23 protein-coding genes, 1 tRNA gene and 1 other RNA gene are annotated in these 24,910 nt (G+C 62.4%); 11 read left to right on the top strand and 14 right to left on the bottom strand.

Going from position 1 to position 24,910, the window contains the following annotated elements; translation table 11 throughout:
* The first annotated feature begins 76 nt into the window (after positions 1-76).
* Positions 77-1,717, top strand: a complete 1,641-nt coding sequence (locus QWU43_RS01475; protein WP_370913767.1) for a CHAD domain-containing protein — start codon at positions 77-79, stop codon at positions 1,715-1,717.
* A 15-nt stretch (positions 1,718-1,732) separates the two neighbouring features.
* Here the strand turns inward: QWU43_RS01475 and QWU43_RS01470 are convergent, their stop codons facing one another.
* The gene (locus QWU43_RS01470; protein WP_370913766.1) at positions 1,733-1,966 is read right to left on the bottom strand and encodes a hypothetical protein; all 234 of its coding nucleotides are present in this window, start codon (positions 1,964-1,966) and stop codon (positions 1,733-1,735) included.
* A gap of 216 nt (positions 1,967-2,182) precedes the next feature.
* Here QWU43_RS01470 and QWU43_RS01465 point away from each other — a divergent pair, with 216 nt between their 5' ends.
* Positions 2,183-3,526 carry a galactokinase family protein gene (locus QWU43_RS01465; RefSeq protein WP_370916975.1) on the top strand — a complete coding sequence of 448 codons (1,344 nt, stop codon included), beginning with the start codon at positions 2,183-2,185 and terminating at the stop codon, positions 3,524-3,526.
* 26 nt (positions 3,527-3,552) lie between these two features.
* Here QWU43_RS01465 and rnpB read toward each other — a convergent pair.
* The 5 genes from rnpB to cobC form a co-directional block, all read right to left on the bottom strand.
* An RNA gene (gene rnpB / locus QWU43_RS01460) (RNase P RNA component class A) lies at positions 3,553-4,013 on the bottom strand.
* Between the two features lie 63 nt (positions 4,014-4,076).
* The gene (locus QWU43_RS01455; protein ID WP_370913764.1) at positions 4,077-5,231 is read right to left on the bottom strand and encodes a bifunctional RNase H/acid phosphatase; all 1,155 of its coding nucleotides are present in this window, start codon (positions 5,229-5,231) and stop codon (positions 4,077-4,079) included.
* 33 nt (positions 5,232-5,264) lie between these two features.
* On the bottom strand, positions 5,265-5,990 hold the full coding sequence (locus tag QWU43_RS01450; RefSeq protein ID WP_370913763.1) for a zinc ribbon domain-containing protein: 726 nt from the start codon (positions 5,988-5,990) through the stop codon (positions 5,265-5,267).
* A gap of 67 nt (positions 5,991-6,057) precedes the next feature.
* On the bottom strand, positions 6,058-7,203 hold the full coding sequence (locus QWU43_RS01445) for a Nif3-like dinuclear metal center hexameric protein (RefSeq protein ID WP_370913762.1): 1,146 nt from the start codon (positions 7,201-7,203) through the stop codon (positions 6,058-6,060).
* Positions 7,203-8,276 carry an Rv2231c family pyridoxal phosphate-dependent protein CobC gene (gene cobC, locus QWU43_RS01440; RefSeq protein WP_370916973.1) on the bottom strand — a complete coding sequence of 358 codons (1,074 nt, stop codon included), beginning with the start codon at positions 8,274-8,276 and terminating at the stop codon, positions 7,203-7,205. The genes QWU43_RS01445 and cobC overlap by 1 nt, the downstream gene beginning before the upstream one ends.
* A 34-nt stretch (positions 8,277-8,310) precedes the next feature.
* Between cobC and QWU43_RS01435 the strand changes: the two genes are divergently transcribed.
* Genes QWU43_RS01435 through QWU43_RS01420 form a run of 4 tightly spaced genes read left to right on the top strand, consistent with a single transcriptional unit; the run spans position 8,311 to position 10,827 of the window.
* Positions 8,311-8,964: an HAD-IA family hydrolase gene (locus QWU43_RS01435; protein ID WP_370913760.1), complete on the top strand. Its 654-nt coding sequence runs from the start codon at positions 8,311-8,313 to the stop codon at positions 8,962-8,964.
* The gene (locus tag QWU43_RS01430) at positions 8,942-9,457 is read left to right on the top strand and encodes a low molecular weight protein-tyrosine-phosphatase (RefSeq protein ID WP_370916972.1); all 516 of its coding nucleotides are present in this window, start codon (positions 8,942-8,944) and stop codon (positions 9,455-9,457) included. The genes QWU43_RS01435 and QWU43_RS01430 overlap by 23 nt, the downstream gene beginning before the upstream one ends.
* Positions 9,458-9,511: 54 nt before the next feature.
* Entirely contained in the window at positions 9,512-10,492 is a 981-nt protein-coding gene (locus tag QWU43_RS01425; RefSeq protein ID WP_370913758.1) for an SURF1 family protein, read from the top strand.
* Positions 10,493-10,494: 2 nt separating this feature from the next.
* Positions 10,495-10,827: a hypothetical protein gene (locus tag QWU43_RS01420; protein WP_370913757.1), complete on the top strand. Its 333-nt coding sequence runs from the start codon at positions 10,495-10,497 to the stop codon at positions 10,825-10,827.
* A 21-nt stretch (positions 10,828-10,848) separates the two neighbouring features.
* On the opposite strand, the gene cbiB is transcribed toward QWU43_RS01420, so the two are convergent.
* From cbiB to QWU43_RS01400, 4 genes are all read right to left on the bottom strand, one after another.
* Entirely contained in the window at positions 10,849-11,742 is an 894-nt protein-coding gene (gene cbiB / locus QWU43_RS01415) for an adenosylcobinamide-phosphate synthase CbiB (protein WP_370913756.1), read from the bottom strand.
* Positions 11,739-13,043, bottom strand: coding sequence for an acyl-CoA thioester hydrolase/BAAT C-terminal domain-containing protein (locus QWU43_RS01410; protein ID WP_370916971.1), 1,305 nt, complete (start codon positions 13,041-13,043; stop codon positions 11,739-11,741). The genes cbiB and QWU43_RS01410 overlap by 4 nt, the downstream gene beginning before the upstream one ends.
* A 173-nt stretch (positions 13,044-13,216) precedes the next feature.
* Positions 13,217-13,289: transfer RNA gene (locus tag QWU43_RS01405), tRNA-Val, on the bottom strand.
* 83 nt (positions 13,290-13,372) lie between these two features.
* The gene (locus QWU43_RS01400) at positions 13,373-13,801 is read right to left on the bottom strand and encodes a DUF3052 domain-containing protein (RefSeq protein ID WP_370913754.1); all 429 of its coding nucleotides are present in this window, start codon (positions 13,799-13,801) and stop codon (positions 13,373-13,375) included.
* Between the two features lie 449 nt (positions 13,802-14,250).
* Between QWU43_RS01400 and aceE the strand changes: the two genes are divergently transcribed.
* The 3 genes from aceE to QWU43_RS01385 all read left to right on the top strand — a co-directional run bounded on the left by aceE (position 14,251) and on the right by QWU43_RS01385 (position 17,754).
* The gene (gene aceE / locus QWU43_RS01395; protein WP_370913753.1) at positions 14,251-16,995 is read left to right on the top strand and encodes a pyruvate dehydrogenase (acetyl-transferring), homodimeric type; all 2,745 of its coding nucleotides are present in this window, start codon (positions 14,251-14,253) and stop codon (positions 16,993-16,995) included.
* A gap of 142 nt (positions 16,996-17,137) precedes the next feature.
* Entirely contained in the window at positions 17,138-17,293 is a 156-nt protein-coding gene (locus QWU43_RS01390) for a hypothetical protein (RefSeq protein ID WP_370913752.1), read from the top strand.
* Positions 17,290-17,754 (top strand): LiaF domain-containing protein, encoded by a 465-nt coding sequence (locus tag QWU43_RS01385; RefSeq protein ID WP_370913751.1) that lies wholly within the window; start codon positions 17,290-17,292, stop codon positions 17,752-17,754. The genes QWU43_RS01390 and QWU43_RS01385 overlap by 4 nt, the downstream gene beginning before the upstream one ends.
* 3 nt (positions 17,755-17,757) lie before the next feature.
* On the opposite strand, the gene QWU43_RS01380 is transcribed toward QWU43_RS01385, so the two are convergent.
* The gene (locus QWU43_RS01380; RefSeq protein WP_370913750.1) at positions 17,758-18,795 is read right to left on the bottom strand and encodes an alpha/beta fold hydrolase; all 1,038 of its coding nucleotides are present in this window, start codon (positions 18,793-18,795) and stop codon (positions 17,758-17,760) included.
* 154 nt (positions 18,796-18,949) lie between these two features.
* On the opposite strand from QWU43_RS01380, the gene QWU43_RS01375 reads away from it, so the two are divergent.
* Positions 18,950-19,237, top strand: a complete 288-nt coding sequence (locus tag QWU43_RS01375) for an acyl carrier protein (RefSeq protein ID WP_370913749.1) — start codon at positions 18,950-18,952, stop codon at positions 19,235-19,237.
* Between the two features lie 727 nt (positions 19,238-19,964).
* On the opposite strand, the gene QWU43_RS01370 is transcribed toward QWU43_RS01375, so the two are convergent.
* A complete protein-coding gene (locus tag QWU43_RS01370) occupies positions 19,965-20,792 on the bottom strand; it encodes a serine hydrolase domain-containing protein (protein ID WP_370913748.1) in 828 nt (275 codons plus the stop codon).
* A gap of 26 nt (positions 20,793-20,818) precedes the next feature.
* Here QWU43_RS01370 and QWU43_RS01365 point away from each other — a divergent pair, with 26 nt between their 5' ends.
* Positions 20,819-22,144 carry an alpha/beta fold hydrolase gene (locus QWU43_RS01365; protein ID WP_370916970.1) on the top strand — a complete coding sequence of 442 codons (1,326 nt, stop codon included), beginning with the start codon at positions 20,819-20,821 and terminating at the stop codon, positions 22,142-22,144.
* 58 nt (positions 22,145-22,202) lie between these two features.
* Here QWU43_RS01365 and QWU43_RS01360 read toward each other — a convergent pair whose 3' ends face one another.
* Entirely contained in the window at positions 22,203-23,531 is a 1,329-nt protein-coding gene (locus QWU43_RS01360; protein WP_370914272.1) for a dicarboxylate/amino acid:cation symporter, read from the bottom strand.
* Between the two features lie 408 nt (positions 23,532-23,939).
* Entirely contained in the window at positions 23,940-24,743 is an 804-nt protein-coding gene (locus QWU43_RS01355) for a TRIC cation channel family protein (protein WP_370916969.1), read from the bottom strand.
* Positions 24,744-24,910 lie beyond the last annotated feature (167 nt).

The raw sequence follows: 24,910 nt of genomic DNA, 5'->3' as shown, positions 1-24,910 counted from the left end.
GACCGATGGCGCCAAAGTCTCCCCTGACACAGATATTCCACGTGTAGAGGGAATAAAAGCTGGTACAAACGAACATATGTCCACGCGTGAGTTTTTTGAGGTTGAAGTTAAATTCGCGGTGACCGACGCCACGGAGGTACCCGACCTGACCGGGATCACCGGGGTCTCCGCCGTGCCGGAAACAGCAGTTCATGATCTTTCGGCCGTCTACTACGACACGGGTGATCTCCGGCTCACCCGGTCCAGGATCACCTTGCGCCGACGCACCGGCGGCACCGACGCCGGCTGGCACGCGAAGCTCCCCGGTGACGGCGGACGTATGGAACTCCATCACGATCTGGCCGAGGATGACGCGAACACCGTCCCCGAGGCACTGGTCGAATCCGTACGGTCGATTGTCCGGGATCTGCCGCTCATCCCGATCGCCAGGGTGGACAATCAACGATACGAGTCGACCTTGGTGTCTGCCGATGGAACGGTGTGCGCCGAATTTTGTGATGACCACGTCACCGCATGGTCGTTGCTCCCGGACGGAGACCGGACCACCTGGCGGGAATGGGAAATCGAGCTCTCGGACGATTACGCCGGAACCGATGCGGGAACCGGATTGCTCAGATCCGCCACGGAGTTGTTCGGAAACGCCGGAGCCAGTCCAGCGGAGAGCCCCTCGAAGCTGGTGTCCGCTCTCGGGGATTCCATTGACAACGCACCGGCTCCCCCCAGGGTCGCTGTACCCGAACCTGGTTCGGCGGAAGCCGGGGTGCTCGCAGCGCTCGCGCAGAACCACAGCCGTCTGATCAACCTCGACCCCAGGGTCCGACGAGACGAGTGGGATTCCGTGCATCAGATGCGCGTCGCCACGCGTGAACTTCGCAGCCATCTTGAGGCCTTCAACGGCGTCATGGACGGCGACCGTTACCGCGGAACAGCCCGCAGGCTCAAGGAACTGGCCGCTGTCCTCGGTGCGGCCCGCGACGCAGAGGTGGTGGCTGAGCGGTTCCGGGAGCTGACCGCGAATGAGGATCCCTGTGTGATCCCCGCCGAGTCCTGCCGTGAGTTGATCGACTCAGTGCTTGCGGACTACCGGGCCGCCCACCGGAAGGTCGTCGAACACCTGAATTCCACGGACTACCTGCGACTGCTCGGCGATCTGGAGGAACTGCTGGCGGAGCCGCCGTTCCGTGAGTTTTCCGATGACACGACCATTCCGGCGGCGGAGGTCCTGGTGGATCACCTCACCCACGCCTACAAACGACTGCTTGCCCGCCATGACCATGCGATGTCAACCTGGCGGGACGAATCACTGCCGCTGCGGGAACGTGAGGAAAACATCCACCGGATCAGGAAGGCAGTGAAGAAGCTCCGCTACTCTGCGGAAGCGGTCGGCGCGGCTACCGGATTGAAGACGAAACACCTGTACAGAGCCTGCCGCACGATGCAGTCCGTGCTCGGAGACTTCCAGGACGCGGCGACCTCCAGGGAGCTGCTCCTCGAGAAGGCACGCCAAGCACGTGCCACCGGAACCGACACCTTCCTCCACGGCATGCTGTACCAGCGGGAACTCGAGAACAGCGCCGATGCCTTGAACGGCTACCGGGCAACCATGGATGATGTCGTCGACGCATACTCCGAGTTCGACAACCAGCGGAGGAAAACCCGCCGTAAATCCGGTGGGAAGCCGGAGAAGCACAAGAAGAAGGGCGACAGGAAGAAATAGTACGCCCGAGTGGTGTCACTGCCCGTCGTTCTTCTCCCACGACGGCGCCACACCCCAGGACTCATCCTCGCGGTCGAATGAATCAGCCTCACGGGTGCGGCGTTCCGCGATGTCGAGTGCCTGTCTGGCCTCATCCTCTGAATCATAGGGTCCCATACGGTTCGTCCAGCTTCCCTGTTTACCGCGAACGACCTCACCGGTCTCAGGGTTGTAATACCATTCACGATCGTCTGGTGACATGGTGTCCATCGTCCTAGATGCTCCTTGAATAAGTTTGGCGGAAACCGGCGGGAGCGTCCGATTCCCCGGTGTCCACCGCAGGAAACGCACCCCACCGGTGACAGGCGTCGCCCATCGGTTCTCATCACGATCCAGGTTACCTATCGGATCACCCCGGACGTGCGGGCGTCGACGATACGCCGACTACAGTGGGGCTGTCCGTCACCGATCCGAGGAGCCGAGTTCTTGACCAGACTGATGTGGCCGACCACCGGTACCGCCAACCGGAACACAATGTTCCAGGAACACACCACGGCCTACGGCAGCGCACCGGGCCTCATCGCCACCGCGCCAGCGACCTTTCTCGTCATCGGGGAGCACACCGATCTTTACGGAGGGATCGTGTTGAGCGGGATGAGCGGACGTCGCGTTGTCGTTGGCGCATCCAGGCGCCGCGACGACACAGTCCGGGTTCGGGTGCTGCGCAACGGTACCGATGACACACCCGTGGTCGTCACGACGTCGACCACCATGGAAATTCTCTCCACACACGCCAACCTGCGGTCGAACGGGCCTAACGAACCGGATGCGGCGCTGCCCGCGTCTCCGTTGTCAGGGATACAGGACAACTGGGCCAACCGGCTCGGGGGCGTCGCGTGGATGATGATCCAGCGGCAACTGATCAGCCGTGAGACCCCGGGGTTCGATATCACGATCATTTCTGACATTCCGCCGGGCTGCGGTCTCGGTGAGCACGCAGCCGCGGAAACGGCATTCGCGCTCGGCCTCGCTGACCTTGCCGGGCACCAACCGGATGCACCGCTCAGGACGAGAATCGCCGATGTATGCACCCAAGCGGCTTCCTTGTTCGGTGGAACCCCACCGATGAGAGCCCGGCACACGACGGCGCTACGCGGCGGTACCGGTCAGGTGCTGTCCGTCATCGATTACGCGGACGGCTCCGTAACCCAGGCACCCTCACCGGCCCCACTGAGTTACCGCACCTACCTCGTCACGGTCCCCGCGGGTTCCGTTGAACCTTCGGGCTCCGGAGTGTCTGAGCTGAAGCGCCGAGGCGATTTCATCGAACTCGCCTCCCGAATCTACGGGGTAGAGTCCCTCCGGCTCCTTCCCGATTCCGAGGAAAGGGTGATCGACTGGCTCGAGACCGTCCATGAGGTTCGGGGGCCTGAAGCCCAACCGCCCGTTGCTGAAGCGGCGGGATGGATGGGTTTCCTCACTGCAGAAACTCGACGGGCGTTCGACTGCGCCGCGTTCTTGCGGTCGCGCCGAATCCCAGAAGCTCTAGGAACGCTCTCCGATTCACAGGCTCAGATGTGTGCCGCGTTCGGTCTCGGTTCTGACACGGATGCACTGGTTCGGTTGTGCATTGCCCGGGGTGCGGCGGTCGCTCGGGCCGCACACGCTGGGGCGAGCCGCGCCGTCATCGCGTGGTTTCCCTCCGATGCTGATTGTGAAGACTCCCACGACGACGCGGCGATCCGCCTCACCGATGACGGACTGCTCGTCATTCCACTGGCGGATGGCAGTCCTGCGGCCGTGGATAACGTTCCGGGGAACTGGAGCTGACCGTCAGCCCCCCGGGGAGATTCGCGCGAATGAGCCGACCTGTAAGCCGGATTCTGTACCGCGCCGTCTAACCGGCGCGGCGGCGGTCATCCATCTGGACGCACCATCGCTGGACGCCTCAAGCGGTCAACCCGCGGACTCAGGCGGGCAGCCCTCAATCGTCCGCGCAGGCACACCGGGATCTCTTCACTGAGATCCGGTGATGCGCCCTCTCACCTTGCTCCGGGTGGGGTTTACCTAGCCACCGCAGTCACCTGCGGCGCTGGTGCGCTCTTACCGCACCGTTTCACCCTTACCCCGAATCCCGGTTGCCCGGAAACTCGGGGCGGTTTATTTTCTGTGGCACTGTCCCGCAGGTCACCCTGGGTTGCCGTTGACAACCACCCTGCCCTAAGGAGTCCGGACTTTCCTCGACTACGGTGTCTGCGCTGGGAGAAACAGAAGTTCCGCCCGCCGATTCACCGGCCGCGACCGCCCGATCGACTCATTCGCACCCGTCACTGTACAGTGTCCGGCCTCATCCGACGAGACGGCGGAACTCACGGGGGAATCAGCGCAGGTGGGCGGTCTCGTTCACGAGTCGAACGGTAGTGGGGCCGTCGGCGTAGAACTCCGCCACCGAGAGAGACGCGAGATCGAGATGCAAGCGGTGAAAGATCCCGGGACCGGCGTCGAGTGCGAGCCGCAGAATCCCCTTGATCGGAGTGACATGACTCACCACGAGAACATTGGCGGCACCGTATGTCTCTTCGATGTGTTTCTTCACGCGTCTGGTGCGTCGGTACGCCGCCTGAAGTGATTCTCCGCCGGGTGGCGTGACGGAGATATCGGAGAGCCATTTCTCGTGGAGCTCGGGGTCCAATTCCCGAGCCTGCACGAAAGTCAGGCCGTCCCAAGCCCCGAAATCGAGCTCAGTGAGATCATCGATACTGTCCACATCAAGACCGAGTGCTGCCGCGCAGACCTCCGCGGTCTGCCGGGCACGAGTGAGAGGCGAACACACGATGGCGTCGATACCGCCCCGCCCAGCAAGCATCGCTGCCGCACGTTCCGCCTGTCTACGCCCGAGGTCGGTCAACTCGGGGTCACTGCGCCCGGAGTACAGACCAGCCGCGGACATCGCTGTCTGCCCGTGTCGCAGCAGGATCATCCGGGTGGGTCGAGTCACCGCGCCGTTCCAGGTGGCCGGGGTGGCCGGAGCATCTGCTGAAGCCGCTGCGGCAGCGGCCCCCGGTTCCGCAGCGGAGTCGGGGTTGTCCCCGGAGCGTTCCCCAAGATCGATTTTCCCCGGTTCCGCGCCATCAGCCCCAGCATCCATCGCGAAGTTGGCGAGTTCGTCAGCACGACTGTTCTTCTTCCGCGGAATCCAGGTGTAACGGATCCGCTCGAATCCAGCGGCGAGATCACGGGCTTCGAGGGCGAGACTCTTCATGTCGGGGTGCTTGACCTTCCATCGCCCCGACATCTGTTCGACGACGAGTTTGGAATCCAACCGGACCTCGACGTGGGTCGCCCCGAGATCACGCGCTGCAACGAGGCCGTTGATCAGGCCCCGGTACTCGGCGACATTGTTCGTTGCTTTTCCCACGTACTCAGCGATCCGCCGAAGCACCGTCTTGCCGTCCCCGTCCAAGATCAGGGTCCCGCTACCCGCCGTGCCGGGGTTCCCGCGGGAGCCTCCGTCGGCTTCGATGATCACCTTCACCGTGTGTTCTCCGTTTTCATTCCGGGGTTACGTTCAACTGCGGATCAACCAGGTACCGCATTCCGGGCACCTGGGGACACTGTCTTTCGCCGTAGCGCGGATCCGGGAGATTCCGGCGGCGGGAAGCACGAGATAGCATGCCGTACAGGAGTTTCCCGCAAAACGAGCCGCTCCCACCCCGTACGAGTCGTACTGTTCGTCGTAGGCTTCGAGCGCCTCGGGAGCCACATCAGCGAGCTGGGATCTGAGATCATCGCGCGCCATCTCCAGGTCAGCATGTGCGGATTCGCGTGCCCTGAGAGCAGCATCACGGGCGCGGGTCGCGGCGGCGATCTTCTCCTCGATCTCATCGAAAACGGCGCCGTCGGAGTCATGGTTGAGGCTGGTCGCCTCAATCCTTCGCCGCATCGCCTCCCGTTCAGCGGTGATTTCCTTGATGCGTCTGCGGGTGGAAGCGAGATCGTGCTCGAGATCCCGCCGATCATTGAGTTCTGTGGCGGCGCCGAGTCCCTCGAGATCAGCCTTCTGACGACGTTCGAGCTTGACCAGATCGTGATCGAGGCGGAGCAAATCACGGCGGAGATCTCCGACACCCATCTTGGATACAGCGGCGCCATCCCGGAGTCTGGCACGTTCCGCGATGAGCGCGTCGAGCTCCTTCTGCTCGTCGGAGGTACGCTCGGCACGGTCGGCGATGAGCGCGGTGTCGATGTCGGCGAGCTTGAGGATGAGGCGCTGGTTGTCGGGAGCGAGTTTCACGGTGGGGCTTTCTGTTCTTCGGTCGGAGCGGGCTACCGCCGTTGATCACGGTACGGGAGAGTTCACGTTACCCCTCATCGCGCGGATGCCGGGATATGGTCCACGGATCGGTGCGGATGTCGAGGACACGGGTCTCAACACCGGCCCTGCCGGCGATGAGTTCTGCGGCGCGGGCGCACCAGGGTGATTCACTCGCCCAGTGTGCGGTGTCAATCACGGCTGGGCCACCGGCACGCAAGTGCTCATCCACCGGGTGATGCCGAAGGTCGGAGGTGAGGAACACGTCAATGTCCCCCATTCCCGCGACCACGTCGAGGAAGCTGTCTCCGGATCCGGAGCACACAGCAACCCGCTGCACCATCCGGTCCGGATCACCGGCGGCTCGCACTCCCCATTCGGTAACAGGGAGGCGATCCGCGACTTGCTGCACGAAATCGACGAACCGCATCGGTTCCGGCAGATCGCCGATGCGACCAAGGCCCGGTGCGGTGTCAGGGTCCCCCTCGTCCTCTGATGCGGTGATGTCGAAGGCCGGTTCCTCGTACGGGTGTGCGGCGCGCAGGGCCGCGGTGATCGCTGCACGACTCGACCTGGGGGCTACGAACTCAACTCGAATCTCGTCGACGTACTCGAGGTTCCCGACTGTTCCGAGAGCGGGGTTCGCTCCATGGACGGGACGGAACTGGCCTCGTCCCGGAAATTGGAAGCAGCATTCGCGGTAGTCTCCGATGGCCCCCGCACCGGCGTCAAACAGTGCTTTCTTCACGGCATCCACATCTCCGGCGGGAACCTGGACCCCCCACTTGTCCGGCCCCTTGCCGCATTTCGGAGCGACCGCACGACCCGGGGTGACGCCGATCGCTTCGGCGAGGGCGTCGTTGACTCCGGGACGGGCGGAATCTGCGTTGGTGTGCGCGGCGAACAACGCCACTCCCCCGCGGATCAGGGTGTGCAGTACCCGTCCCTTCGGGGTATCCGCTGCGACGCTGTCCACGCCACGTAGGAGGAGTGGGTGGTGGACGATGAGCATGTCTGCACCGGCGTCGACCGCGGCGCGGGCAACCTCATCGGTGCAGTCAAGCGCGAAGGCGACCCTACTCACAGGGGCATCGGGGTCACCGCAGATCAATCCGACACTGTCCCAGCTCTCCGCGAGGTGCGGCGGATAGGCGGTGTCCATGATCCGACGGATCTCGGCGACGGTGGTGGCCATTATCGTCCTCTTTCCTTGATGTTCTTCGGGGCATGTCCGGTGACCGACTCCACCAGTGTGGCAACTTCCCGGGCACCGCGCACGGCGAGCCGCCAGTAGGTATGGTCCAATCCCGGGAAGGTGTCGCAGCGCCGAACGAGGATGCCCCGCCCGGCGAGCGCGAGGCGGGTGGCTTCTGGATCATCAACCGGGGGTGTAACCAGGAGGTACGGCGCCTGGGAGTCCGTGTGTACGAGAAATCCAGCGTTCGAGAGCATCCGACGCATCCGGGCACGCTGGTCTTCCACCGTCACCCGCTGCTCCGAGACAAACCCGGCCCCGTCGCGGAGCGCGTTCCTGATTGCGATGGCTTGGAGAGTCCCCACCGGCCAGTGCGGGCGGCTCACTGACAGGCGCCGAACCAGATCCGGAGCAGCGAGCAGGTAACCGCAACGCAGTCCCGCGAGAGAGAACGTCTTGGTGAGACTACGCATAACCACGAGTCCCGTATGGTCATTGACGTCCCGGGCCACCGAGGTGCTTTCATCGGTGAGATCCATGAAGGCCTCATCCACGACAGTGATTCTCCCCGGCCGACACCAACTCCGGAGGACATCCGCCGAATGCAGTACTCCAGTGGGATTCGTGGGATTACCGACCACAACAAGGTCGGCGGCAGCCGGGGGAATACGGTCCCCCAGGGTGAAGGGAGACTCCAGCACCATACGTTCCACTGTGGTGCCCGCCGCACGCAACGCCACTTCCGGTTCAGTGAATCCTGGATGTACGACGACAGGATGCTTCGCCCCCAGACCGGCAATCAAGGAGAACCCTTCCGCAGCCCCGGCAAGCAGCAGCACACACTCCGGATCAACGCCGTGCCTACGCGCGGCGGCGGAACGCGCGGCGTCGATAAGCGCGGGAGACGGGTAGGACCCAAGAAAAACGATCTCCTCCCGCAATGCCGAAGCCAACCACTCCGGGGGTCCCCCGGCCCGGACATTCACGGCGAAATCGACAACGTCCCCGGCGATGCCCACCATATCGGCGGTGGCCAGATCACCGTGGTACCGCAGCAGGTCATCCTCATTCACACGGGCCAGGTTACGTTCTGTCACACTGAGAGGTGTGAAAACTCTGCTGTTAGACGTTGACGGAACACTCATCGACTCCTACCCGGGGATCCGGGCCAGTTTCCTCCATGCCCTCGACACCATGGGCCACCCGCGCCCGAGCGAGGACATCCTCTCACGCATCGCCGGTCCCCCGATGGAGCAGACCATGCGGGTCGTCGGCATGACACCGGATGAAGCGCATCACGCCGTCGAGGTTTACCTCCGCCATTACGGCGAAGGCTCGTGGGCCGACTCCGACCCGTACCCCGGCATGCGGGAACTCCTCGCACGTTGGAAGGAGAAGGGATTCCGGGTCTGCACCGCGACCTCCAAGGGGGAATACTTCGCCCGAAAATCCCTCGAGCTCTACGGGATGATGGACTTCATCGATTTTCTCGGTGCCGCCGAAGAGAACGGTACCCGCAGGTCCAAGGAATCGGTCATCGCCCACGTCCTGGATTCCATGGAGCTACGGGGGGCTGAGTCCGATATCCTCATGATCGGCGATCGCATCCACGACTTCGACGGCGCGGCCGCTTTCGGAATCGATGCAGTCGCCTGTGCCTGGGGATACGGGAACACCGACGAACACATCAAGGCACGCTGGACCGCCACCAACGCCCAACATCTGGAGGACATAGTCGATGAGTGGAACGAGCAGAGTTAGGGAGCGCACCGAGGACGTCTACATAGTCTTCGTGTGCACTGGAAACATCTGTCGGTCCCCGATGGCGGAGATCATGACCCGCGATGCGGTGGAGGACGCCGGTCTCACCGAACGCGTCCTCATCCGTTCCTGCGGAATGGGCGGTTGGCATGTCGGTCAACCCGCCGATGAAAGGGCCGTAGCCGAGCTCGAGGCATCCGGTCACGATGGATCCACCCACCGCGCCAGTCAGTTCGGTGACGGACACCGCGACGCCGACCTCCTTATCGCCCTCGATTCAGGTCATGTCCGGGAACTCCGGAACGCAGGGGTTCCCGGCGAGCGCATCCGGTTGCTCCGCAGCTTCGACCCCACCAGTGGTGACGATGACTGCGCCGACCCCTACTACGGCACATCCGCAGACTTCACGGTCGTGCGTGAGCAAATCGATGCAGCCCTCCCCGGACTCATCAACTGGGTCCGGGAGACCTGCACAGACATGTCCGGACGGTGACCCGGACCTACCGATTTTTCGGTTGTCCCACCGACGGGCACTAGACTGACCGATGTGAACGCGAGAGCAGCACGCCCCGGAGGACCCATACGTCCGCTGTCGGTGCTCAAGGTGTTTCTCACACCGGGTTGGGTGATCACCGCAGTGGTGGTGGTTGTCTTCGCCTACACCGCGTTCACGGTCCTCGCCCCCTGGCAATTGGGTAAGAACGAGGCCACGAGCGAACGTAATCAGCGCATCGAGCAGGCCTTCGACACTGACCCCGTACCCGCCACTGATCTCCTCGGTCCCGGTGGCACGGTATCCCCTGAACTGGAATGGCGCCGCGTGACCCTGAACGGGAGATATCTCCCGAAGGACGAGGTGTTGCTCCGGCTCCGCCCGGTCGACCATCAACCCGCGATACAGGGGCTCGTTCCCTTCGAGTCGACTGATGGAAATATGCTCCTGGTCAACCGGGGCTGGCTACCCGTCGAAGCCGACTCACTTCCGCAGATACCGGATGCTCCCGAGGGCGAGGTCATGATCTCCGGCTATCTCCGCCGTACCGAAGACCCGCCTGAGCGGGAGCCGGTCACCGAGCAGAATCACACACAGGTCCACGGAATCTCCACCGACCAGATATCCGAGCTCACGGGTATTCCACTCAGCAAGGATTACATACAACTGGCCGACGGTTCCCCCGGCCAACTCAACGCCATCCCACTGCCGAAACTGGATGCAGGACCGTACCTCTCCTACGGTGTCCAGTGGATCGCCTTCGGCATCATGGCACCACTCGGTCTGGGGTACTTCATCTGGGCCGAGATCCGGGAGCGGCGCCGGGACCGTGAGGAAGACGGTGCCACTCTTCCATCGGGCGAAGATGGAGACGACCGAAACCCATCTCCGCTCCGGGGCGCGTTGCCGGAGCTCGCCTCCACCGACGCCGCACGCCAGCCGCACGGGTCCCGCCGGCGTAAACGGGCTAGTTACGGCGCCGGACACACCGATTACTACCGCACCATCGCCGAGAAGAATGAAGAGAGGTTCTAGCCGTGGACAACACCATCCAGGTTCTGGTCAGCCGTACCCTGCACCGCGAGGACGGAAGCTCCGTCACTGTGGAGATCGCGGCCCCCGTCAATCGCGGCGAAGATTTCTGGGAGACCCGCTGGCGTATCACCGGGTTGTCGGACGGCGACGTCGAGTCCGCATCGGGTGGTGTGGACTCGATGCAGTCTCTGCTCGCAGCTCTCGCGATGTCGGGTGACCGGGTGGCCGCAGACTCCTCCCTGAGTTTCCTCGAAGGGCCGGGAACGGGACTCCTGCACTCCGGGAAACGGGAGGACGGATTCTACACCGCCGTTCTCCGGATGCCGACAGCCTGAACTACCCCGGCGCGTTCAGCCTCAGCGGACACGGGACAGGACCGCAGCCACAGCGATAAACATCTGCGTACGGCGGGACAACCGGACTGCGTCCCTGAGCGCTGCCGTATCCGGCGCCCGCCCACCGCCGAGAAAAGGTCGTTCCTCCATCCCGTGCGCGTACACCGTGGGGCCACCCAACCGCACCCCCAGTGCCGCCGCGGCAGTCGCCTCAACTATCCCCGCATTGGGGCTCGGGTGGGCCGCCGAGTCCTCCCGCCACGCGCGCACGGCTTCACCACCGCGCCCCACGAATGCGGCAAGACACGTGTGCACCAGAGCAGTCACCCGAGCGGGCACCCAAGCCATCACATCATCAGCACGGGCCGCAGCCCAACCGAAGTTGGCGTAACGGGCGTTCCGGTAACCGACCATCGCGTCGAGGGTGTTCACGGCCCGGTGTGCCACCACCCCCGGGGCGCCTCCCACGACCGCCCAGACCAGCGGGGCGACGGCGGCATCCGATGTGTTCTCAGCCAACGATTCAACAGCCGCACGCGCCATACCCGCGGCGTCGAGAAGCTCTGGTTCCCTGGAACACAGCCAGGGAACCAGATACCGTGCCGCCGCCATGTCCCCTTCTTCCAGAGCGTCTGCCATCCGTGTTCCCGTACGCTCCAGCATTGCGCCTCCGAGTGCGGCCCACAGGCACATCGCCAACGACAGCCTGGGGGCCCATCGCGACATCAGCACTGACGCAGCGACCGGCGGTGCCACCGACGCCACGAGATACACACACCCCGCCGCTCTCGTATCCCGGTAGCTGTGTCTCTCACACCAGGAAGCCCACCGCCCGAAAAGAGCAACAGGATGTCCTCTCCTGGGGTCCGGAACCACCCGATCCGCGATCACACCGGCAAAGAGCCCGACGTTCACTCCGGTTCCCCTCCATGAGTCTGCCGGAGGAATTCAAGAACCAGATCCCGGGACCGTGCCGCTGCGGCGCCAGATGCCGCACGGTCCCCACCCAGGAGCACCGTCTTGCCGTAAGCGACAGCGGTATCAGCAACCGGTAAACCAGACAGGGTGAACGGCCAGCCCACCCCATGACCCGCTCCCGGATACACCACGCCATAAGCATCAATTCCGGCTTCCGCAGCCCGATGCGCGAGCGCCTCACCCATCGTTGCCGAATCCCAGACCTCATCCCCGGTTCCTGCGGTCACGAGCAGCGGACCACGGATGCGTTCCACCGGAATCCGGGCGGCTTTCACCTCCCCATCACCGGCCTTCCGGCGTGCCTCCGCATAGTACGGTGCCAAGTGCAGCGGACGTCCGGACAACGCCGGCCGAAGAAACGTGGACACTCTCGACCACCGAGAACTCGACCCCTGTGAGGAAAGAGCCACCGACGGTTCAACGACCCCGCGATAGGTCGAACCGGACGATCCGGCATGCGGATCATTCGTGCGCACATCACTCGGTGAATGCGCGACCACGGGTCCGACAAGATCAGGTTCCGCCACCGCCAACAGTAGTGCGAGTTCGGCGCCCCGGCCTCTCCCGATCAGAGCCAATCTGTCCCCGTCAACCCTCGGATGCGCCACAAAATCATGCAAAACAGCACGCAGAACCCCGACGTCGACACCACCCGACTCCTGCGGGAACCACCCCCACGCCGCGGTGGTCCAGCCACGATCCGCAAGCTCCGCCGCAGCAGCAGCGGGAACACCTCCTTCAGCGCCCCCGAGCAGAATCACCCCGGGACGCGGCGATCCGTCATCTGGAGCGAACATCCGGATGTTGAGCGACTGCCCCCCGAGCGGAGAAACATGGGAAGCAGCACTGATCTCCCTGGCCCGTCGCCCCACCGTCCTAGAGGCACCCGCCCCCAGGGCTGCGCTGACGGTCCGAACCCGAATGTCCAGACTCACCGTGAACCCCGGTTCCACGAGGAATTCCGCGCCTGGTGTGCCGTGCTCGGGGCGAAGTGTCCACAGTGGGCCGAGGCTGTCTGCGGGTCTCCACTCCGCAGCCCCGGGTAAGGTCGCTCCGGTGTCCACGCAGCCATCCTCTGCCGCGGTAAACTCCGTCGTCGACGACCAGACGATGCCCCTGGCATCCGTCGCCCGGATTCCCACCCGCACGATGTCTCCCGGGGTCAGATCCGAGACTTGTATCGGGAACGGATCACTGACACCTGTTACCGGGGGTACATCGAGAATCATGGCTGCCATGGTAACGCCGCACCCCACCGAATATCATCCGTGAAGAACGCTGGCCTGTACGAATACCCGCAGAAGATCCGATGAGACGGGACCGATCCGGACCGTGGATCCCAATTGACCACGCCCACTTTCCCGCATATACGGAGAAAACCCCGGGAATTTCCCGGGGTTTTCTCCGTATGTGCGCCCTGACGGGCTCGAACCGCCGACCTGCTGGGTGTAAACCAGCTGCTCTTCCAACTGAGCTAAAGGCGCTGACACCGCACGCGGCCATAGCTGGCGGCAGTTGCGGTGGACAACGTCGGATACTCTAGCACGAGTCCCACCACAAAGCGAAGCTAGCGCTTTTTACCGCTCTGCACCAGGCACGATCCCTGCCAGAATCCGAGTCGTTCCGCTGATGTCTGGACTAGGCCGGCAAGCTGCGCGGATTCCGCGATCAGTCCAGGTTCGATGTGCCCTGGTTTTCCTGCTCCCGGAGTCAGAAGCCAGATGCGGCCGTTTTCAGCGAGTGGACGGATCGAATCAACGAGTCCGTCAACGAGGTCACCATCCTCCTCTCTCCACCACAGCAGAACGATGTCGCAGATCTCGTCGGTGTCTTCCTCAAGGAGAGCCTCCCCGATGACGTCCTCGACCGCTTCACTGATCTCACTGTCGCAGTCTTCGTCCCAGCCCACCTCCTGGACGATATGGTCCGGTTTGACCCCGAGAAGCTTGGCGTATTCCTGGGCGCTTTCCTTGGCCGCGCCCGGAGCGTCGCTCACTGTGCGTTTCCTCCTAAAGAATTGGTCCGGGAATGCTACCCGATCCTTCCGCCCGCCCGTGGGGCGGAGCGTAAGGACATCGGACATTCCCCGGTGAAAGTGATCTCGCATGTACACGCTACCGGGTTTCTCCCCGCAGCGGACCATCACCCGGGTTTTTTCCGGAAGAAAACTCCGAGGAATCAGGGAACGACCCCCGCAACGGTGAAAAGCCGATCAGAGCGGCCACGACAAACACCCCTAAAAGCAGTGCTCGCGGCACATGCTGAATAGAAGGTTTCTCCCGGAACACCCTTCCACGGACACTACCCGTATCCTGGTGTGGACATGTGCACATCTCCGCCCACCGCGGAGACGGGTGTATCTCCGGAGAATCATGATCACATATGCCTCCGGGATGGAAGACCCGTACACAGAGACCAGATGAATGATCCACAGGAGGATTCGGTATGTCCCAGCAGCAGGACGCCACGGCCACCCCGTCCGAAGACAGTAATTTCGCGCTCATCCGGGACGGAGTCGCCTCGTATCTGAACGACTCGGACCCCGAGGAGACCAGCGAGTGGATGGACTCACTAGACGGACTCCTCGCTGAAGCGAGTCCTGACCGGGCCCGTTTCCTCATGCTCCGTCTCCTGGAACGAGCCACGGCAAAGCGGGTTCCGCTGCCTCCTCTCACCTCGACCGACTACGTCAATACGATCCCCACTGAGATGGAACCGGATTTCCCCGGAGACGAAGCCATTGAGCGTCGCTACCGCAAGTGGATGCGTTGGAATGCCGCGATCATGGTGCACCGTGCCCAGCGTCCGGGGATCGGGGTAGGTGGACACATCTCCACCTACGCTTCCTCTGCCCCCCTGTATGAGGTCGGTTTCAACTACTTCTTCCGGGGCAAAGACCACCCGGGCGGCGGAGACCAGGTCTTCTTCCAGGGGCACGCCTCTCCCGGCATGTACGCACGCGCGTACCTCGAAGGTCGCCTCACCGAGGATGACATGGATGGTTTCCGCCAGGAGGTCTCCCGTCCGCAGGGGGGCATGCCCAGTTACCCGCACCCGCACGGCATGCCCGAGTTCTGGGAGTTCCCGACGGTGTCCATGGGTCTCGGACCGATGGATGCCATCTACCAGGCACGGTTCAACCGTTATCTGCACAATCGCGGAATCAAGGACACCTCGCAGCAGCATGTCTGGGCATTTCTCGGTGACGGTGAGATGGACGAGCCTGAATCGCGCGGCCTGATCCAGCTTGCCGCTCTGAACAACCTGGACAACCTGACCTTCGTGATCAACTGCAACCTACAGCGTCTCGATGGCCCTGTCCGCGGCAACACCAAGATCATCCAGGAGCTGGAGTCGTTCTTCCGTGGTGCCGGCTGGTCAGTCATCAAGGTGGTCTGGGGCCGCGAGTGGGATGAACTGTTCGAGCGGGACAAGACCGGTGAGCTCGTCCACCTGATGAACACCACCCCCGACGGCGACTTCCAGACGTTCCGGGCCAACGACGGCAAGTTCGTTCGTGAGGAGTTCTTCAACCGCACACCGGAGACGAAGAAGCTCGTCGAGGACATGACCGACGAGGAGATCTGGAAGCTCAAGCGTGGTGGCCACGACTACCGCAAGATCTACGCTGCCTACCAGCGGGCCATGGAGACGAAGGACCGCCCGACTGTCATCCTCGCGCACACCATCAAGGGTTATGGCCTGGGCCACAACTTCGAGGGACGCAACGCGACCCACCAGATGAAGAAACTCACCCTCGATGATCTGAAGCTGTTCCGCGACAAGCAGCAGATCCCGATCTCCGACGAGGAACTCGAGAAGGATCCTTATCTTCCTCCGTACTACCACCCCGGTAAGGACTCCGAGGAGATCAAGTACATGTTGGAGCGCCGCCGCGAACTCGGCGGCTTCGTACCTGAGCGCCGTGAGTCCTACACGCCGCTGGAGGTTCCCGACATGGACGTGCTGAAGTCACTCCGGAAGGGGTCCGGCAAGCAGGAGGTAGCCACGACCATGGCCCTCGTGCGTACCTTCAAGGAACTCATGCGCGACAAGGAACTCCGTCGGCGCTTCGTTCCGATCATCCCGGATGAGGCCCGTACATTCGGCATGGACTCCTGGTTCCCCACACTGAAGATCTACAACCCCCACGGCCAGAAGTACACCCCGGTCGACAACGACCTCATGCTCTCCTACCGTGAGGCCGTCGACGGGCAGATCATGCATGAGGGCATCAACGAAGCCGGCTCCATGGGCGAGTTCATGGCCGCAGGCACGTCTTACGCCACCCACGGTGAGCCGATGATTCCGCTCTACATCTTCTACTCGATGTTCGGTTTCCAGCGCACCGGAGACTCCATCTGGGCAGCCGCGGACCAGATGGCCCGTGGCTTCCTCCTAGGCGCCACCGCAGGCCGCACCACGCTGACAGGTGAGGGACTGCAGCACATGGACGGCCACTCCCCGATTCTGGCGTCCACCAACCCGGCTGTCGTCACCTATGACCCGGCGTTCGCCTACGAGCTGGCTCATCTGATCCGTGAAGGCATCGACCGGATGTACGGTCCGGGCCGCGGCGAGAACGTGATCTACTACATCACGATCTACAACGAGCCGACCCCCCAGCCGAAGGAGCCGGAGAACCTCGATCTCGAGGGCCTGCACAAGGGCATCTACCTCTATGATCCCGCCGGTGACGGGGAGGGCCACGAAGCCTCGATCCTCGCATCCGGTATCGGCATGCAGGCGGCGCTGAAGGCGAAGAAGATCCTGGGCGAGGAGTACGGTGTGCGCACCAACATCTTCTCCGTCACCTCGTGGAACGAACTCGCCCGCGACGGCCAGGCCCATGACCTCCAGCAGCTGCGTCACCCTGCCGATGAGTTCGAGGCTCCGTTCGTGCAGCGCAAACTTGCCGACGTCGAGGGGCCATTCGTCGCGGTGTCCGACTTCGCCACCACGCTTCCGGAGCAGATCCGCAAGTGGGTGCCTGGGGACTACACCACCCTCGGGACCGACGGTTTCGGTTTCTCCGACACCCGCCGAGCTGCCCGCCGTTTCTTCAACACTGACGCCGAATCCGTCGTCGTCGCAGTTCTCGCAGGCTTGGCGCGCGAGGGCGCAATCGATGTCTCCGTGGCGGACAATGCCGCCAAGAAGTTCGAGATCACGGATCCGACGGTAGTCTGACCGGATCATCGACGCTTCTCCTTAGAGGGCTTTCGCCCCGGAAACTGAGTTTCCGGGGCGAAAGCCCTCCTCTTAGACACTCCTCCGATCCCCAGACGATCAGCAACACGCCACCCGGGACGGTCCCGCTAGTCGCGGGAACATGGACTCGACACGAGGCAATCCAGGTGTAACCGGAGGTTTCGGTGAAATCCCGCATCGTCGACTACGCGATGAAACCGAGGCGGAACTGATCAGAGCCGTGGGGCGGGGACACCTGGATCTCGGAACGTTCAGTGAGCTGTCCACAGCGGTATGAACAGCCGAGAATCCCGGCGACATCCGCGCGATCGTCCCACGAGTCGCTGCACCGATCCCGGAACCTGCGGGCCCGATGAATCCAGTCCCGAAAGCCATCTCACCGCTGTGCTCGGGGACATCACCAGACAGCGCACCTGGTATCTGCCCCGGAATCTACGTATCCATACGCTCATCGAGGATGTCACACTCGATCTGCGGAAAACCACGATGGAATCCAACTCGTGCCGAATCACGCTGATGAGCTTGATCGGGAACTGCACCGTGATCGTCCCCGGAGGGGGTGTCTGTGAACGTGACCACGCGACGATATTGGGTGATCTCCAGACCGCGGAGACAGGTCTGCCCGGAGATCCCGAGATCGAGGTCAGGGGATTCAGCTTCGGTGGCAATCTCAAGGTGAAGACCCTGGCACCGGGACATTCCGCAGGAAGCGGTAGCTGGTTCGACTTCCTCCGGTGATGTTCAGTTCGTGTGGGGAACCGCCGGGTGTTCCGCCAGGATGGCTTCGTCGATGATCCGGTTGACGGAATCCGGCGCCTCAAGAATCACCATGTGCCCGGCATCGGGAATGACCCGAAGTTTCGCACCGGGCCAGAGTTCGACGGCGCGTTCCGCTTGTTCCACGGGAGTCACATTGTCTTTGTCACCAACCACCACATACCCGGGAACCTCACTCAGGTAGGGCACCGCAGCGAGTTCCTCATGACTCTGGAGCTCCGAGAAAAACCCGATGTAGGTCTCTGCCGGGGTCGTATGGATCTGGTCCGCATGAAATTCGATGACATCATAGTCGGTACCGTTACGCTGGAAAATCGTCACTGCTAGAAGAGGAGCCAGCATCTCCATCATCTCTTTTCGGATCCGGTCGGATTCCTCCGGATTCCGGGAGATGACCCCGTGCACCTTATCTGCCACGGGATTATCGATGATCTGGGCGATACCGCCGGAAGCCATCGGTTCCATCGCGGTGGACACGGTGACGACACCACCGATGCGGCCACGCAGTACCTCCCCACAGCGACGGACGAGACTCATCAGGATCATTCCCCCCATGGAGTGACCAACCAGGATGATCCTACCGGTTGGAACCCGCGCCGCGATCACTGCGAGAACGTCATCAGCCGCACCGTCGACCGTGCAACGTTCGGGCTGAACCATTCCGGTGGCACCGTGTCCACGAAGATCGAGTAATACTGAACGCACGCCCGGATACACGTGCCGCAGGTGATCAACCTGGAAGAACCACGATTCAGCGGTCAACGTGAACCCGTGGACGAAGACGACCACGGTCGCCGCATCCTCCGGACCGACCTCATAATAGTGGATGTCGATTCCGTCGTTGGTGACGGTTCCACGGCGATCCACGTCGGTGAGTCCGGGCCGGACGCCTTCAGCCTGGATGCCATCACGGACGGTACGCAAGTCGGAGCGACCCCACGGGGTGATCCGGTGTGAGATACGACGTAGCGCGTTCACTGCGCGGCCGGGATCCAGGACCATTGACGGCCTTCCTTGTACGGGAACAGATGGGAATGATTGATGACACAATACCGCCTCGGGGGCTGTTCTTCCGACACAGAGCTCTGCCGGTAATCTTGACGGCAGCGCCCCGCACTCTGAACAGTCCGATCAACAGCGAAGGACACCACACGATATGTCACTCACCGAACCCATCACCCATCCCGCGGAGCCAGGTACCGGCACACTGACGCCCGTGGTGGACATCATCGCGACCGCCACGGGCCTTGAGCATGATGAGATAGCCGCCGACGCCCGGATCGCGGATCTCGCCATCGACTCCCTGTCACTCGTCGAGATAGCTGTGCGTCTGGAGGACGCATTCGGCATCCGGATCATCGACACCGACATGGACCGCCTCGACTCGGTCGCCGACATCGTGACGCTCGTCGAGAAGCATGCCGCCGGTGGCAGCCCTGACTGATCCTCGTGGTGTCCGTGAAGGCCACCACCCATCCTCCGTTGACCGAAGATCTGAAACCTTCAGTTCCACATCAAATCCGTGGGCGGACCCGAGACCGTCCAAGATCCTGGACAAACGGAGGAATTCTTTTCGCGCACCACTCAGCGCTTGATCACAATCGACGGCCCGCGGCACGGTGTCTGACCGCCGCCAGCGTGTACACCACTCAGTGGTCAGCGGATCGACCCCCGGTTGCGCCGGAATTCCCGGTGTAGGCAGACACACGACCATGGCGGACTCCACCAACGGCCGGAGTTTTACCGGTAACCCGACGATGCGGAGACGCGCATAGGCAGCGTCCGCCTGAGCAACAGCGAACGGATCCGGCGTGGTGGTGCCGTAGCCGTCGCGTAGGGCAGGCGTTGTAGAGCATGGTGATTGCTGTTTCACGGATGTCCTCGCAATGGGCAGCACGAACACCATGTCATCACGGCTGAAACGCACGATGGTTACATCATGCGAGTGATCCCGCGGTAGACACGGTGCAAGACGAGGTTCGTCTTCCCCAACGGCCTCTGTCCGCGCCCCCGCCTGTCCGACTAAACTCCTGCCCCGTGAAAAGAGCTATCAGAGAGCAATGGATGAACAACAGCGGGCTATCCTGACCCCAGTTTCAGGCAACATAGATCACACCGGCAACTCTCGACACCAACTTGATCCCCCCATTTTTTCAACCTCAAGTTGAGAATCACTCGGTGTCGAGTTTCCTCCACACCGCATCATTGGTCTCTGCCCAGAGCGGTTTCGCCCAAGCACCGAAATCCCGGTCGGTCAGCACGACCATGGCCCGACGCGTCGGTCGATGCACCCAAAAATAGGTACCTGACTGACCAAAATGTCCGGCCGTATCGTCCGGCATCGACGCCCCGGTCCAGTGCGGGTTCTTGCAACCCCGAATCTCGAAGCCGAGACCCCAGGGGCACGGTTTCTGCATGCCGTAGCCGGGAACCACGCCATCCAGTTCCGAGAACTGCACCTCGATCGCTTCCGCCACAGTCACCGGATGAAGCAGAACCGGATCAAGGACTTCCCGTGCAAAGACCGTCAGGTCCCGGACCGTGGACACGGCCCCGTGGCCGGCGGACCCCTCCAGCGAGGTCCCTGTCATACCGAGCGGAGCGAAGACCGCCTGCCGGAGATATGAGGCGAAATCCATCTCGGCTTCAGCGGCAATGACATCAGCGAGGATCTCGAAGCCTGCGGATGAGTAGATCCGTCTCACCCCTGGTGCCCGCTCCAGCTCCCGTGAGGCGAAACCAACGCCACCAGCATGGGAGAGAAGCTGCCGGACTGTCGCCCCATCTGGCCCGACCTCCGAATCCAACTCGAAGATCCCCTCCTCAACCGCCACAAGGACGCCCCAGGCGGAGAGTAGCTTGGTCACACTCGCCAGCTCATAGGGACGTTCAGCGTCACCGATGGATCGTACCTTCCCGTCCGCGATCACCGCCGCAGAGACGTGTTCGACGGGCCAACCCGCGACAGAATCGAGGAACTCGGTAACACTACGCTGCATATCGGTGATTCTAACGGGTGTTTAGAATGAACTACCCCAAAAAGCCCACCAACCGCCCACAAAATTCCGAGAGCGCATACTCCATGTCAGCGACGTCCTTCAGATCCCGACCAGTACTTGCGGCTCTGATCACCACCGCCATCCTCACCACCACAACAAGCATCGCCACTGCGGCTCCCCCCGATCCGGCCCCTAAACCGGGACAGGACGCAGTCCTTTGGTCAGGACCACTGCCCGATCACGGTATTCCCGGACCAGAGCACCCCACCCGGGTCTTCACCGACGGCACCCCACTCGACATCAGCGATGACACGACATTCACCTACTCCACACTCAATTCGGACAACGTCGAGATTCCAGCTACCGCACTGCTGATGCGAACACGCCGACCGTGGACTGGACCGGGGGAACGCCCCCTGGCGGTAATCGCGCCCGTCACCCAGGGAATGGACGACGTCTGTGCATTCTCCAACGTCGTCCGCACAGGTATTACCTTCAGCCCAGCGCACCCCGAGCTGTCCGCGACCGCACCGGATTATTTCCGTGCGCACCTCTTACTTGATCGGGGCATCGATGTCGTCGTCACCGACTATCCCGGACTCGGATCACCCGGCCTTCACCCCTACATGGACAACGTCGCAACGGGTCGCGCCGCTGCAGATGCCGGCATCGCAGCCCTGACGCTGCTCAACCGGCCGGGAGCTCCCGTTGTCGCCACCGGCCATTCACAGGGAGGGGCCGCAACAGGTTGGATGGCAGAGAATGCCCACGAGTACACCCCGGAGCTCAATCTACGAGCGGTCGCAGTCTCTTCACCCCCCTACAATTTCCGGCAACTGACAGCGGATGCTGATGGCAGCCTGGCCATGGGCCTGATGCTGATGGCCACCGACACCCAGATGCGTCATTCCCCGACGATCCGGGCGGAGATGGAGCGCATCCTCACCGACGAGGGCCGACAGATGATCGAGGACATGCGGCGAACATGCACCCCCGGAGTTTTTCTTCCGACAGCGTTCCGGAAGGCCTCGTCCCTCACCACCACGGGTGAGAGTCTCATCGACGTCATCGACCGGATGCCCGAGGTAGGTGCAGAGTTCCACAGGCAGGAACTCGGGACCCAAGCACCGACTGTTCCCGTCCTGCTGACCTATCACATGTCTGATCTGGTGGTGAACGGCCACGACTCGAAGACTCTCGGGGAATCCTGGCGTGCCCACGGCGGAGATGTCAGCGTCATCGAGGCGCCGGATTCTCCGATCGCACGAGCACTGATGACCGGACACCCGGACCCGGCTGTGACACACGTCCCACCGATCGTCGATTGGTTGGCCCGGCACCTGGAGAACTGAGCCGAGAAAAAGGAGGCCCCGATTATTCCGGGGCCTCCTTTTCAGATGGTTGGCATCGTCAGCGTTCTGCGCTGGCTGCCGTTCGGTCGGATGCGAAGAGTTCCTCGTCGAGGATTCCCTCCCGTTTGGCGACGATGGTGGGGATCAACGCCTGACCTGTGACGTTGACCGCGGTACGCCCCATGTCCAGGATTGGGTCGACGGCAAGCAAAAGTCCGACGCCTTCGAGCGGCAAACCGAGTGTGGACAGCGTCAACGTGAGCATCACAATCGCACCGGTGGTGCCCGCAGTCGCTGCGGAACCGATGACGGAGACGAACACGATCAACAGGTAGTCAGTCAGTCCCAGATTGATGCCGTAGAACTCCGCCACGAAAATCGCGGCAATGGCAGGATAAATCGAGGCGCAACCATCCATCTTCGTCGTCGCACCGAGCGGCACCGCAAAGGACCCGTAGGCACGGGGCACTCCCAACGCACCAACCACAGTCCGTTCGGTGACCGGCATGGTGCCCATCGAAGAACGACTCGCGAAACCGAGGGAGGTAACCGGCCATGCCTTGCGATAGAACTGTGCGATCGACAGTCCGTTGAATTTCAGTACCAGCGGGTAGACGACACCGATCACGAGGGCGAGACCGATGTAGATCGCCAGGACGAAACTACCGAGGGAGCCGAGGGTCTCCCAACCGTAGACTGCAACCGCCTTGCCGATCAGCGCCGCGGTACCGATGGGCGCGAGCCGGATGATCCACCAGAGCACCTTCTGGATGATGGTGAGCAGTGAACGGGCGACTCCGAGCACAGGCTCCGCATCCTTACCGACCTTGACAGCAGCGATACCAAAAGCGATGGAGATCAGGAGCAATTGCAGAACATTGAAATCGGGGTTGACAGAGAGATTGTCACCTGAACCACGCACCCAAAGGTCAAGACCGAGGATGTTACTCGGAACCAGGGACTGGATGAACGCGGACCAGCTTCCAATGGATCCGGGAGCCGCAGCCGCAGCAACATCAATGCTGGCACTACGTCCGGGGTGCATCAACAGACCGATACCGATACCCACGAAGACCGTCACGAAGGCAGTGATGGCGAACCAGAGCAGTGTTTGCCACGCGAGACGAGCCGCATCGGTGACCTGACGGAGATTCGCAATCGACGTCACGACAGCGGTGACCACTAGCGGTGGAATGAGAACCTTGAGTAGACCGACATAGGCCGATCCAACCGCCGTCAACGTGGTGGCAAGCCAATTTTCGCCACCGATGGATCTGGCGACGAGGCCGAGGATGAGGCCGGCGATCAGACCGTAGATGATCTGGGCGCCGAAGCTGGTCAGCGGATTCGAGCGCTTCGTGGGCGCCTCGGCATCGGGTTTCTGCACCCCGTCAGAGCGTGCAGGAGAGCCGGAGATTGATGTAGACACGTCAATGTTTCCTTAGAGAGTTTGGATTCAAACGAGTGGTATGGATTCACGAACACGGAGAGTCGCCGCACAGTCCGACTGCGGTTCCACGGGACACGCGGGCGTTCTGTCGCGCAGTTCAATACGAACGACAGCAATCACGCCTGAGTCTGAGAGTCAGCGACAGCGGCACAGCGCACACATGTACGGGCGACAGCGGGCGACCACTCGGGTCGCGGTGCCGGGAGACATGCGCGGGGGCTGACGGAAGCTCATGCCGACGACCCTACTCTGTACCGACCTGTATGGTCAATATAGACATATCTGTCTATATTTTTTCGATGGGTAACCCCAGTTCAGGACAGTGAATGAAAGTATCTCTCAGAATCAGTCAGAGCGACCCGGATCCTCCCCACCCGAATCGCGCCACCGTCGACGCTCCTCGGCAACTCCCTCGGCATGACCCTCACGCCTCCCCTCAGCGATTCCCTCACGTTCCCCCTTGCGCTCCGCCCGTTTGAGCGCCTTCACCATCTGGGCCGCCGTCATGTTGACCGGCGCCCACTCCGGATTCGCAGGTAGAACCCAACCACGCCAATACGCGAGAATCGCAAAGCCCGCCCCACAGACGGTGGCCACAATCATCCCCACACCATCATGACCCGCCCAGTTGAATGCGACCATCGTCGTCGCCGCCGTGATCGCAGGCGTGGCATAGAGCGTGTTCCCACCGAAGATCGACGGAATCTCCCCACACGCGACATCCCGGATCATTCCACCACCGACCGCCGTGAGAACCCCCATGAATACCGCCGACGCCGCAGGCAGCCCATAGCTGAGCGCCTTCGTCGAACCGGTCACCGCCCACACACCGAGAATCACCGCATCCCCGTGCACCCGAAACAGCTCCCAGGGCCGCCCCTTGAGATGAATGACCATGGCCAGCACACCACCGGCGACGGCGACACCCATGTACATCGGCTCTGCGATCGCCGCCGGAGGCCCCTGCTGCAACAACGCATCCCGAACCATGCCACCCCCGAGCGCAGAAAGCAGGGCCAGCACCGAAAAACCGATGATGTCGAAATTCCGTTGCCGGGCAATCGTCCCGCCAATCGCACCATTGAGCAAAACGCCAATCAGATCGAGACTTCGGTATATCCCCAGGATTGAGGGGTCAACAGTGAGCATGAAATCTATCCGACCACGAATAAACCACCCATGCCACCCCACACACCGGGGGTGGCATGCAACCACCCCCGAATCGGCTTCCCCACAATCGCCCGGCTCCCGACAGGCAAGGACGACAGAAAGAGACAGCACGAAGCCCCGCCACCAACAGGCAACGGGGCTTCATT

It is taken from the genome of Corynebacterium sp. CCM 9204 (assembly GCF_041357695.1).
Lineage (GTDB): Bacteria > Actinomycetota > Actinomycetes > Mycobacteriales > Mycobacteriaceae > Corynebacterium.
Note: the sequence above shows the minus strand (reverse complement) of the source record. Positions and strands in the feature narration are given on the sequence as shown.